The following is a 12,810-nucleotide window of genomic DNA, read 5'->3' as shown; positions in this document are numbered from 1 at the left end:
TTAAGCTAAGACGCATTTAAACCGCTTATTCTTAAAATTGGCCGAACCTCCCCCAATCCCTTTACTGTTGCCTTTTGCCTCTTGCCTCTTGCCTCTTGCCTCGTCTCAACAAGCAATTTAAATTACGAACAGGTTAACACCCCAACTAGTTCCCAGATAAAAATAGGCGCGATATTCTCGCCAATACTCTAATGCCATTAGTAGTTGGTCTTCTGTACTCAATTTACTCGGTCTGCCAGTCTTTTTTTGCCAAACTTTTTCTGCCTTTAGGACTGTTACCATATCCTTAAATGTATCTGGATACACGACCCAAAAGCGTTTGAACTCTGTTGGCTTTAAAGTTTTTACTTGTTCGTAAGTCATCTTTCAATCTTAACTCTTGAACTATTTTATCTTATTTTGTCTCGACTTATGCAAGAGATCTATTGCCTAAGTCCTATTTCCTTTTGCAGGCCGCAACACCTACATTAAGCCAACTTAAAAGGTAATGCTTATAGGGGCGAAGTCTGGCCTTGATTTGATACTTCAGCTTCTGGAGCGGCCTGACCCTTGAGAACTCTTTTAATATCTCCTTATGGTAATCCTTGTCTGGAGCTACCGCATCAGGATGGCTGAGGGGTAATTGAAGGGAATAGGTCCGGCGGTTGATGACCTTGGAGCGCCATGACTTCGTATGAGTAGCCTTGGGACCAAAGCCAATATTAGAAACCAAATTCACAGAAGGCACGATAGCGAAACCAGAATTTGACAGAATAGCAAAATACCATTGCCAATCCCAGGTATCCACCTCTTTTCGGAAGGCTTTTTCAAAGCGCCACGCCATTCCCTGAAAAAGAGAATAGTCGTCCATAAATGCCCAAATTTTCGCCTTTAACTCTGGATTACCCCAGGCTTTTATCTCATGGTCATAACAGCGCCACGCCCTTGACCAAGAAGCCCACCCCCAAACCGGGCTGGGCCAGCAGCAAAAGTGATAGCTCTGGCTGTCTGGTTTCCATTTCCCCAACTCATTAGTTCCCCGGATGGTCATGATGCGCTCGTCACCCTGGTATTTCTCCAATAACTCCTCGCAGAACTGAAAGAAACAGGGATGGGGCAAACAGTCATCTTCAAGGACGATGGCTCGCTCAACTGTGCTAATACCATTTCTCTAAATGAAAACTACACATCGAATTTAAATCCCCCTTTAAGTTCCCCTTTTTAAGGGGGATTTAGGGGGATTAAACTTCTGTAGTCAGACTTTGGAGAATTGGTATAAATACCCAATCCAGTCCACTTGCTACACGCCGACCGCAGCCGAGGTTGACATCAGAATAATTTTTTAGCACTTCACAATCCCAATCGACTTGCTCGATAAGGGCACGGGCGGCGGCACAGTCTTTGACATCATCGGGCTGGTCAGGGCGAGAACCATCGGCAACGACCAAGAGTTTGGGGGGTTTGGCTTGACGAATCGCCTCAAAGACTTTCTTGGTCGTTTCGGGGCGATTGAAGATGATGAAAGCCACAGGAGTTTTCATTCGCTGACCTCCAAGCGCAACTGCTTGAAAAGCCCTTGAAAGGGGCTGAGTCCATATTTGCCAATCACTCGGATGGGGCGGAGCAAGTAGTAGAAGAAGGAGAGGGAGGCAGGAAGGGACAGGAACGCTCTGTCACTGGTATTCGGGGTCAGCCAGTAGCGTAACCTGTCTGGCTGGCACTCGCTCAAGTACAAGTGGTAGAGGGCAATTGTCCAGAGGGAGAAGGGGGGGCTTTGAGGGTTTTCCTCAGAGAAAAGGTCTTTCTGCAACCGGGCGGCTAGCCCCCTGATTGCTGAATTAGCCTCGACTCTTGACCAAATTTTCTCTGGGAGGGAGGCTTCTAAGAGTTCGCTAGTCAGCAGCAGTCCCAGAGAGAGGATGCGCTCAAGTTTTAACTTCCTAGCCAGTTCCCTGAGCCGTTCCCAGTCGAGCTCCTGGTTGCCAATCATGGCAGCCAGGTCGCAGATTCTACTTAGCTTATGCCAGTATTCCTTGTATCCATCCACGCAAAGTACCAACAGGTGAGCTTCAGGGGAGAAGACTTGTATTGTCGTGCCAGCCAGAGATAGGGAAGCGAGGCATTCCCAGAGTGCCTCCTGCTTCAGTTGGAGTTGTTTGGGCGGGATTCCGTAGTGAAGGTCTACGCTGAGCTGTTGCTCAGTATGCCATAGTTGAGCCTGGAGGCAGTTGGCTTCATGTTCGCTGTCATATAACATCCGATAGCCCTGGCTCAGGAGCAGCTCCTTCGCTTGCTGATAGTCCCGCTCATGTACTAGGATGTCCAAGTCGCCGAACTGCCGCCGGGCCAAATTACCGTAAACAGAGGCGGCTAGAACAGGCCCCTTGAAAGGTATGGCGGGAATTTCATGCTCTTGAAACAGATTCAGGAGTCTGAGCAGTTCTTGAGTTAGGAGCAGATTATGCTGTGCATTGGTGTGGAAAAAATTCCGAAGCTGAGACAGGATAGGCTTGGGAACCAACTCTGGGCAAGTGGCGTTTAAGCTTCGGTACAGGAGCGGCATAACCCCGTGACGGGCGGATGTCTGGATGAGGTAAGTCCAGTCGATGTCTTGCTGGAGCAACACCTCAAGGCGCTCCTCTGTGGTGGGGTCTATGTGAGTTCTGGCACAGCATAACAGTAACTCGATTTCGGGGCGAGTTGTTTGGGCTGATTCTTTAAACGATAATTGAGTTTGAGCAACAGTCATGATCCTATTTTTCCCAATAATGTTGAGCTTGCAGTTCAAATAAGTGAGCGTAAGTTCCGCTTAACCGCATCAATTCTTCATGAGTGCCACTTTCAACAATTCTCCCCTTTTCTAACACATAAATGCGGTCAGCCATCCTCACCGTCGATAGCCGATGGCTAATCAGAATAGCCGCTTGGTCTTTGAGAAGTTGTCGAAATCGTTGGAATACTTCATACTCGGCTTTTGGGTCTAAAGCGCTGGTAGGTTCATCGAGGACGATTAGCTGGGAATCCCGTAGAAAAGCCCGTGCGAGGGCGATTTTCTGCCACTGACCGATGCTTAATTCTTCCCCCTGTTCAAACCATTTACCCAGAATCGTTTCGTAGCCTTGAGGAAGACTGTCAATCACCTCATTAGCCCCAGCGCGACGGGCGGCGATCGCAATTTGTTCAGTTTCAGGGGGAGAGTCAATGTTACCAAACCAAATATTTTCCATCGCTGTCAGATGATATTTCGCATAGTCCTGAAAAACAACGCTGATTTCCCGTCGAAGGTCAGTAAGTTTAAACTGGCGTAGGTCAATCCCGTCGATAGTAATACATCCCTCAGTTGGGTCATAGAGGCGACACAGCAACTTGATCAGCGTGGTTTTTCCTGACCCATTCTCGCCGACTAAAGCTACCACTTCTCCTGGTCGGATGGTGAGATTGATGTCCTCAAGGGCTTGTCGGCTGCTAGTTGCGTACTGGAAACCGACTTGGTGGAAGGCGACACCAATTTGCATGGGACGGGGGACAGGTTGAGGGTGGGGTGGGTCAGCAATTTTGGGTTTGAGGTCAAGAAATTCGTAGAGATTAGAGAGAAATAGGTTGTCTGAGTAGAGACCAGCGAAATCGCCTAAGATTGCTTGAAAAGCCGACTGTATCCGCTGAAAGGCTTGATGATACATCACCAGACCTCCCAAGGTAATTGCCCCTTGGACGGTCTGATAGGCGATAAATCCATAGACTCCAAAGATGGCGAGGGTAGAGGTCATCTCGCCGACTAATTGGCGGAGGGAATTTTGGGTAGTGATTTTGAGCTTTTCGCGGTGCAGTTGATGGCGCAGTTGGCGAAAGCGGCGGGCGAAGAGAGTTCCTAACTCAAACAGGCGGATTTCTTTGGCGTGCCAATCCATCGTCAGCATCCAATGAAAGTAGTTGGCTCGTCGTTCTGCCATTGTCGTCTGACGTTGCCATTTGTACATAACATTGGCATATTTCAAGCGCACGAAAATATTGGGAATGACGGCAACAATTACGACGGCGACAATTGCCCAGTGCAGGGAAACTAATAAACTGGCGATCGCCACTACAGAAACGCTATTTTGTCCAATCTGGACTAACTTATTGAGAACGCTGTTGGGACGGTAAGATGTTTCTTCCGCACGATGGAATGTGTCGTAGTATTCGGAGTTTTCATAATACTCTAAATCAATTTCAATGGACTTGGCGTGAAGGATACCATAAACATGGTCAGTGACAAGCTGGGATTGGATTTCATTCACCAATCCGCCAAGAAAGTTACCCAAGTTGCCGACTAGGGTAACTGCACCTGCTAGTCCGATGAGGATAGCTACATGACTGAAAGCTGCCCCTTTATTAGAAGCAGTAATACCAGTGTTGACGGCATCGACTACTAGCTTCATCAGGTAGAGGGAAAGTAAGGGTAAAATTCCCTGAACCACTAACAGCAGGACTCTAGCTATTGTCCAGATAGGACTGCTCTGCCAGACAAGGCGCAAGGCTCTTCTTAGATGCAATGTCTGGAGGATTTTAAGCCTTAATCTGGGTAAGCTAGTGGTCACTCTTTCTCTACCCACCATGAATATAAAATTAGTAGAATTAAATGACTCATTTTCTTAACTTGTTACTAATGTTCATCCTGTAGATGCGACCGAAGCAGATCTATCATTGGGGTACGGTTCATGCGAACTGCATAATCCAGTGGTGTTAATTCATTCTTGTCTTTTGCGTTCAAATCTGCTCCTTTTAGTAGTAGTAATTCTACTACGGCTAGGTAATCGTCTACAGATGTATGTTCTTCAACAACTGCTATATGTAGAGGAGTGAGATTGTTAATTCCTTTGGCGTTGACATCTGCACCGTTAAGAATAAGTATTTTAGCTATATCTCTGTTACCTTCGTGTGCTGCTACATGAAGGGGAGTAGCCTTCACATAGTTTTGGGCATTGACATCAGATCCTTTTTCTAGCAATAGCTTTACTAAAGCAACATGACCTTTGATGGCTGCTATATGCAACGATGTCCATTTATTCTTGTTTCTTACATTAATATCGATACCACTATTTAGAAGTTTTTTTACTTCTGAGATGCGATTTTGCTCTACAGCTTTGTGCAGTGAAGATTCGGAATGAATAGTTTTTGATCGTTTGGCTAAGTAAACGAATATTACCAAGATTATAATCAGGAAAATCGAGAAAATCAGGAGAAAATTGCTAGATGAGATAATGCTCAAGCTGAGTTTGTTAGACATCATAAAAAACTACCTATTGATTTAGATTGACATGGAATTTATAAGCTGCAACCCTCCAACACTCGTGTATTCTAATGCAATTTTGGTCACAAAGTGATTTAACAACGGCAACATCCGGCCAGTGATAATCATCAAGCATCAGAATGCCATTGGGATGTAAAAGAACCGAGGAGAGAACAAAATCAATCATGGGGTTTAGTCCCTCATGCAAAGCATCAATGTAAATAAGATGAAATTTTCGGCCGTCTTTTATCAATTTAACCAGCGCGTTTACACTTATTGTCTCTAATAATTCAACATCAAGATCTAGGGATTTGTACAACCAAAAAGCTCGTACTTTATTGGCTTTATTAACCTTAATTTTATCCTCTTTCTTCCAGGGACTTCTTAAACCCTCGGCATAGCCATTTTCAAAATAAGGATCAATAGATACAAGTTGACCTAATACTCCCTGTGATTTTAACATGAGTGCTATGACACTCATTGAAATACCTTGATTAGATCCTATTTCAAGAAAGTTAACGCTTTGGAAGTGGGGAATAAGATTAAGGACAGATGATTCAAAAGTTTTAACTATCTCGCGGCTTAAAGAACCGCTATAGTAATTCCATCCCAATTTTTGATTTTCATGTAACTTCTTGACCTGGACTTGAACAATTTCAAGACTCGATTCTGCCCAGGGGGTTAAATTAACTTGGGAATAGTTGGCTGTGCTGTTTAGTATATGATACCTGAGTTGCGAGTCGCACTTTAAATATAAATTTAAGATTCTTTTCATTTTTTGAGGCAATAGATCCTTAATTGTTCTTGTGACTTTTTGAGCGATGTTCATAGTTTCTAAGTTTTAAAATGCAACTTAATTAAAAAATCAATTTTTGACAGATATATTAATGAGACGGAGGCTACTCCCATAGCAACACTGAGGGAAGTATACTGGGATAAGCTAATCTCAATAGTTCATAGCCAATTCCTGACACTCCTTGAAAGAAACCGGGATTATAAACTCGGACAGAACCATAAGAAAAACCACCTCTCTGCTGTGCACGAGTTATAACCTGAGCCGCTTGTTCCCTAGCTGTTTTCAATAGCTGGGGTTGTGGCAGCCTGCGAGCAGTGGTAAAAAGAAATTCTACTCGACCCAAGTTGCCACAGCAGAGGTGATCTAAATTCGACAGTGTATATTGTATGGTTGTATTGACTGCCTCCTTAACATCTTGTCTAATTTCGCTCGTGTCCAGAATATCAAGCACACCAACTCTCGATAAACCGATCCCTGGAGCACCATGACACCAGGCACACATACAGATAAACTTATTTGTCATTTGTGGGGTTCTTAAATCTGGCCAATTGCCCACCTCTGATATGTAGACACTGCGCTCATAAGCATGAGCTTCAACGGCAGCATCTAAAAAGGCAGAATCACCAGTAACTTTATACAGGCGCAGTAAAGCATAGGCAATTCCGGCTGCCCCGTGAGAAAATCCAGTTAATAACGCTTCATTTAAAGTTTTCCAGGTTCTATGCCCCGAATTACTAGCAACACGATGATCTAATAAATGACGACCACAGTTGATGGCTTGTGCTAGAAACTCTTGCTGGGCAGATACCTCGAATAAGACTAATAATCCCAGAATTGCGCCAGCAGTTCCCGACATAACGTCAAATGTTTGATCTAGTGCAATGTACTCTGGAGAAATCAGTGATGCTAATTGCTTAGCTTCCTCTAAAAGCTCAGGTTCATTCAGTAATTGATTAATTTTTACCAACGCATAAATAATAGAGCTACAACCAACTGCAGCGCCAATATCAATATATTGGGGAAGCTTTTCCTCATGAGTCTTCCGTAACTCCCGACGCAAGCTCTGTAAAGCTGCTAACGCGAGATTCCGAAAGCCGACACCCCCTGTAACTTTTTCCAAAGCAGCTAGAAATAAAACAATGCCAGAGATTCCATCGTATAAGTAATAACCTATGGGCTGGAATTGAATTCTTTGAGCCTTGGGTAAGTATGACAATCCAATCCAAGTAACACTACCATCAGGAGAGTAAATCGCCCGTTCCTGTAACTCTTGAGCGATAGCCACTGCCTCTTTCACTATGGACTCTGGCGTAAGAGGAGCAGACATATCGAGATTCAGGTTGACAACATTAGACTGGGAGTCACTATGGAGATTAACCGTACTTCGGGCATATATTGCACCTCTAATTAGACTAACTTGTTGAGCTAAATCCTTATTACTGAAGTTTTGCAGACGAGAAATAACTTGGCTGTAGCCAGATTGCTCAAAACAGTGCTCAATGATCTGGTGAGGCGCAATCGCATATCCCTTCTTTGAAGGAACTACAAAACTATCACTATCAGAACAAGCTGTAAATCGAGGAATATCCAACTGCTCAAGTGCCCCCTGTTCTGCACTCAGAAGTGACCAAAAGGGATGTTTTAAGTTTGATGGGAGTAGAGCTCGGCTAAGAATATCTAGTTCAATACTACGATCGCATCCTTCTCGTAGATATTGAGGTTCAAGAGATTTTACCAGCACTGATACATAGACTCTGGTAGGGCGAAACACAAAACGTACTGGCTGATGGACAAAGGCAGCTAGTGGACCATCAATTGCGAAAATCGCCTCTTGCTGGTTCATCAGAAACTGATACATTTGCTGGAAGCCATCCACAAAGTCTTCTAAATAATTCTCTAGCGATAGTTTGACATCCCCTAGAGAGGGGGCATTAGTTCGTGGCGGCATTTGACCTGACTCATACCCCACTGTCATCTCATCTGTATTAGTATGCTGCCATTTGAGAATAGGAGCGGGTATATCCGGCTCATCAACTGAGCCTAACCCGCTGAGATCATAAGCTCCCCCTCCATCTGGCTGAACATACCATCGAGGTAAGAGTCCACTCAATAGCACAGAATTCTCAAACTGCTGGGTTGCCAAAAATTTAGCTCCTGCAACCTCTTGAACTCTATTTACCCCGTTGTCTCGGACTTTGGGATGCGTCAGGGTTTCTAAATCTATCAGGACTGGATATTCTCCACTAGCAATCAGATTTTCCAGATGTAGGTCTGTTCCTCCCAAAGTATAAATCAGGCATAGCAACATTCCTGCCCGTTTATGGTAGAGCCTAGCTTGAGCTTCGTTTTCACAAGGGAAATGCGTTACATATTCCACCCACCCGTGAGTTGGATAATTAAGTATTTTAATGACGTAATTTTGTGCTAGTGAATTATTTGATGTTTTTTTACCCTTCTCATTTAACCAATCCAGTAGTTGAAAAAAGGCAACTTCTATGCCCAAGTCTTTTGGCTTATAGATCAGTTTTAGTCCGCATTTAAAAGTTAGAGCAGCAACAGTACGCCCTCCATTATGTACGTCAGACATTGATGGCTTGATAGCGACGACTTGCTGTAGAGAAGTGTTGATATTCTCTTGGAAAGTTTGCTCAATTGCTGACCAGTTTGATTTTAAGCTTCTTAGAAAATCAGCTTGTGCTTCTACCCATAAATTAGTTGCTGTTGACATCAACCTAGCTAATACACTGTATTCTTTAAAAAATGCCAGCAACCCTCCTGTCAGCATTTGCTTAATAAAAGCTTGGTACTTTTCTCTGGAAGGAATTGATAAAGCCTGAGTCAGTCTGCGGGTCAAATGGGATTGATTGATGGCACGAAAAATGGAAAATTCTAATTCTAAGGTCTGGGCACCAACCTCAGATAAACGACGTAGAAGACAGCGCTCTAGGATAGCGTGAGCTTCTTCTGAAAGCAGTGAATAACAGGAATCAGCCAGAAAAATTAGTTTTTTTTGTGCTACTGTAATGAAAGGCAGATAAATTTCTTCAAATGGAATTGGCTCTTTAGGATCTAAATATCGATATTCTTCTAGATCCAATCCTTTCAGTTCTGAAGCCGAAATCTCATTGGCAGCTTGCATGACTGTTTTTAAAGTTTTTGCCCAACTTGGTAGAGGCTGATTATAAGAGAGGCGGACAGACCCCAAAGCACGGCAAATAGTGTTTACATCCAAGCCATCCCAAGCAAGTCGCTTGGCAAATGTTTCTTGGTTCCCCTGAGCAACAACCTGACACCATTTCTCAAGACGGGAATTGCTAAGGCGTTGATCTAATTGCGTTTCATCAGGAAGAAACCCAACGCCCAAGCGTTCAGTAATAGTGGAAGAGCGATCAACAATTTGAACCAGGTCTTTTTGAGATAATTCCATTGTTATGTAGCCTAATAGAGATACATAAGCTGTAGCTCAGTACAGGACAAAATCTTTGAAAGCCTTGCACGGTAGCACTTTTGGAACATAATCCCGAAAGTCTCTCCAGATAAAGCTTGGAACCATTTTTGCCAGAGAAGAAATTATTTTTTGTCCTGTACTTAGAAGCTGTAGAGCTTCCAAAGAACATTCATACTCTACAGCTTGTGGTGCGGAATGTTGGTGAAGATGGGAAGCTATACTCTGCTCAGTAGTTTATACGATGAAGAACTCGTGCTTATAGACTTCACCGCAAGCTCCAAAGTCGCTAGGCGGAATTCGAGATTCTGATTCTTCGTTTCCAGATCAGTAATCTGACTTTGTTGCTTGGCAATCTGTGCATCTTTCTCTTTTATTAGCTGGTATAAGCCCTTGATGGCTGCCAGAGCTACTCCATCAGCATCCACCGTGTTGATGTGCTTATCATCTTCCCCTACGCTAAAGGCAGCATGAAAGTCCTGTGCCATTGGTCCAATATGACGAATGGTCGGATTCTGGCTTTTGTAATTCCAGGTTTCAATCGGAAGGGCAGCAACTTTCTCAAGAACACTTTTGCTGTCTACTGGAGAGAAATTGGCTTTTAGATTGCGATCACTGGGGTTGGTAATACAACATCCGCCTGTGTAGATATGAGTAGAGGCAATAATCAACTCACGGTAAGCACCTGCCACAGCCTCTAGTTCCCCCTCAGACAGAGCGTCATACAAGTCCTTACTCGTATGCTGGTCAGAGATTATCGGTAGCACCAAATAAAGGGCATTGGGGGTCTCTGATATTACCTGAATGTCTAGGCTATCTGGAATCGTGATTTCCAATTCTTTTGTCAATGTTCTCTTAGGATTTTTGAGAAGTTCTTGTTTGAATCCTTCATCTTTCCAGGCACGGCTAATCACCAAAATGCTGCTGGTTTCATCCAAGAGTGTATTTCTCTGTTGTTCCGACACCCACTTAGCAACATCCTCATAGGTTATGCCTAAAGAAGCCTTCAGTTCCTCTTCGGATATGCCTTCATAAGGATTACAAGGAAGCACCATATAAATAGTGTCTTCCGTTTCCTCAAGAACATTAATCTCAAGTTCATCAGGCAACTTAGTTCCCAACTCGCGCTCAATCACCGCCTTCGGATTCGCAATTAACTCTCGCTTAAACTCCTCATCCTTCAAAGCGCGAGTAATCAGATGAATTTCCAAATCCTTCCGAGTTTTTAACGCCAACTTAGAATTAGGTTGAAGCTGAAAAGACCATAAAGGCAAATTAGGAGTCATTTTTTTAGGCATTTCATCAAAGTTATTCATGGCTAAGTCTCCTTTTATGTACTTTGAGATTTGTGTTTTGTCCAGACAAAGGATTTATTCAAGAGAATAAATACCATTGACTTTTCTTATCCCTCTCGATCACTTGAAGTGGCACACGAATATAGCCAGCCATATTCCCTGTACCCCCAATCACCACTCGCCCCCCACTTTCCACCCAAGCATGGGCTGACATTTGCCCATACTTACTCCTGGTAAAACCAATGCGAAGGTCTGCGGGATAACCGCGTTGCTCCAACAACACCTGAGTTGCCAAAGCCTGAGCCAGACATCTGACACCCCGTACATATCGGCTGGCTACTCTTACTGCCCACACCACTCTGTCCACATAAGTCGGCTCTGACATCTGTAGCTTGGCAGTTGGCTCAGAGAGCCTCGCCAGAAGGGAACGTAAAGTCTGAAATGGAAGTAACCTCAGTCCCAACCTGACTGCACCCAGCATGAATAGCGTCTTCATAAGAAGGAAGCGATCGCTAGGAGTCAGATTGATAAACTTAGACAGCCATTTCATCGATTATCTTGGTTAGTGCCAGTTTTCTCGGAACATAACAGAAATTTAAAATTCAAATGGTAGTGGAGGATACAGAATTGGCTTGGTACTGATACGGAAGTAGTGGTCTCTACAATCATTGCTCTTTGACATACTCCACTCCCTAAAGTGAGTGGATTCTCCCAAGTTCACACATAGGAATTACTGGCTCATCCAGACCGCTTAACTATCTCCACTCTCGCAGTAGTTAGCCAGAGGCGGGGCTGTCCCCAGTCGTTCAGGTGGTTGACCTCAGTTCTCGGATGCCCTCCGATACTGTTTGCTTGAAATTTGGGTTTATTGAGTATTTGGTACTCCTCTCGTTTCCCTAGCTGTTTTTACTGTGCTTTCGCCACCACAGGATATTAGTTTTGACCTTCTCGGAACGCCTTGCCTCTAGGATTGCCTAGCCTACGCAGTAGGGGGTCGGGTATTACAACCAAACACGTTATAACATAAAAGTTTAGACTTTACGCCCTAAAGGGCGGGGCTTTAAACCCTTGATTTTTCGGTAAGGCACCTGCAAATTTCACAGAAATCAATTTGATTAGTTTACGGGGTTTCTAGCACTCCAGATACCAGAAATGGACGAAGCACCGGGCATTGCGGCTTCCAACCAGGGCAGAAACTTTATGCTGCTTCTTTGAATGAGCATGGCAGAGGCCAAGACAGGAAGGCTTTTCGGCTACCACTACTTCCGTATCACCACCGATCTGGATAAGCTCATCGGCTCTCTTGGATTTTGTGTATAAACTGGGTCGTAATTTTATCTGGTTCTTCCGAACTTACACTGTAGAAAATTCCCCAAGCTCCCTCTCTGTCCAGCAATGCTCTAAAGTTGATAAATATCAATCTAATAAAAACTCAAAGTCTTGCTGTACAAGCTTTACAAGCATGAGTTGTTAATAGTTTTGCATGACAGATTCGGTAGAGCCTTTTATCCTAAATCAACTTATTGAGTTTCAATTCAAGGGTCTATTTTTAGGGATTCAATGATTCAATTGGCTGCGACGCCGCTGTCAAGCAATTTCTTGCGAAATTCGGGTCAGATGCGGCCGTCAGGAAAATGAAGCAGACCGAGAGATTCAAGAGACAACAATGGGCGAAATCTCCATAACTGTTCTGATGCCTCTTCTATGGTATCCCGCCGTGCAATCGCATTGGGGTGCGAGGAGAGACTGGTGTTAACAGAGTAATTAGGGTTTGCTGAAAAAGTTATTGAAAAGTACAGGTCTCTTAATCAATGATTTCACTTAGCTATAAACATAAGCTTTAGTTGTTGATTAACCCCTAAATTATAACTTACCCTAATCATTAACCGAGAAAAAGTGCTGTTTTTCCATTTCAGACATAAAAAAGCCCAAAAAACCTGCCTCAACAGGTTAGAAAGATTTATGACTAAAAAAGTAATAGCAATCGCTGAAAAGGAAGTATGAGGAAGTTTAGCCATCACTTTAC

10 protein-coding genes and 1 pseudogene are annotated in these 12,810 nt (G+C 43.8%); all 11 read right to left on the bottom strand.

Annotated elements, in window-relative coordinates; genetic code table 11:
• Window positions 1-117: 117 nt before the first annotated feature.
• Window positions 118-363, bottom strand: coding sequence for a helix-turn-helix domain-containing protein (locus tag PN470_RS17215; protein WP_238142308.1), 246 nt, complete (start codon window positions 361-363; stop codon window positions 118-120).
• A 73-nt stretch (window positions 364-436) separates the two neighbouring features.
• The gene (locus PN470_RS17210; protein WP_133158911.1) at window positions 437-1,060 is read right to left on the bottom strand and encodes a hypothetical protein; all 624 of its coding nucleotides are present in this window, start codon (window positions 1,058-1,060) and stop codon (window positions 437-439) included.
• Window positions 1,061-1,220: 160 nt separating this feature from the next.
• Window positions 1,221-1,520 (bottom strand): hypothetical protein, encoded by a 300-nt coding sequence (locus PN470_RS17205; RefSeq protein WP_238142307.1) that lies wholly within the window; start codon window positions 1,518-1,520, stop codon window positions 1,221-1,223.
• Window positions 1,517-2,728 carry a nucleotidyltransferase domain-containing protein gene (locus PN470_RS17200; RefSeq protein WP_272104854.1) on the bottom strand — a complete coding sequence of 404 codons (1,212 nt, stop codon included), beginning with the start codon at window positions 2,726-2,728 and terminating at the stop codon, window positions 1,517-1,519. The genes PN470_RS17205 and PN470_RS17200 overlap by 4 nt, the downstream gene beginning before the upstream one ends.
• A gap of 4 nt (window positions 2,729-2,732) precedes the next feature.
• Window positions 2,733-4,556: an ABC transporter ATP-binding protein gene (locus PN470_RS17195; RefSeq protein WP_272104853.1), complete on the bottom strand. Its 1,824-nt coding sequence runs from the start codon at window positions 4,554-4,556 to the stop codon at window positions 2,733-2,735.
• A gap of 65 nt (window positions 4,557-4,621) precedes the next feature.
• Window positions 4,622-5,248 carry an ankyrin repeat domain-containing protein gene (locus PN470_RS17190; protein ID WP_272104852.1) on the bottom strand — a complete coding sequence of 209 codons (627 nt, stop codon included), beginning with the start codon at window positions 5,246-5,248 and terminating at the stop codon, window positions 4,622-4,624.
• Window positions 5,249-5,258: 10 nt separating this feature from the next.
• A complete protein-coding gene (locus tag PN470_RS17185; protein ID WP_271938481.1) occupies window positions 5,259-6,077 on the bottom strand; it encodes a class I SAM-dependent methyltransferase in 819 nt (272 codons plus the stop codon).
• 70 nt (window positions 6,078-6,147) lie between these two features.
• Window positions 6,148-9,471, bottom strand: a complete 3,324-nt coding sequence (locus PN470_RS17180) for a type 2 lanthipeptide synthetase LanM family protein (protein WP_271938480.1) — start codon at window positions 9,469-9,471, stop codon at window positions 6,148-6,150.
• A gap of 236 nt (window positions 9,472-9,707) precedes the next feature.
• A complete protein-coding gene (locus tag PN470_RS17175) occupies window positions 9,708-10,805 on the bottom strand; it encodes an NHLP leader peptide family RiPP precursor (RefSeq protein WP_271938478.1) in 1,098 nt (365 codons plus the stop codon).
• 58 nt (window positions 10,806-10,863) lie between these two features.
• Window positions 10,864-11,280, bottom strand: coding sequence for a lasso peptide biosynthesis B2 protein (locus PN470_RS17170; RefSeq protein WP_271938496.1), 417 nt, complete (start codon window positions 11,278-11,280; stop codon window positions 10,864-10,866).
• A gap of 1,321 nt (window positions 11,281-12,601) precedes the next feature.
• A pseudogene (locus tag PN470_RS17165) lies at window positions 12,602-12,810 on the bottom strand (IS5/IS1182 family transposase); the annotation flags it as partial.

The organism is Microcystis sp. CS-574 (assembly GCF_028329095.1).
GTDB classification, from domain to species: Bacteria; Cyanobacteriota; Cyanobacteriia; order Cyanobacteriales; family Microcystaceae; genus Microcystis; species Microcystis ichthyoblabe_A.
This window is presented reverse-complemented; position numbering and strand designations above follow the sequence as displayed.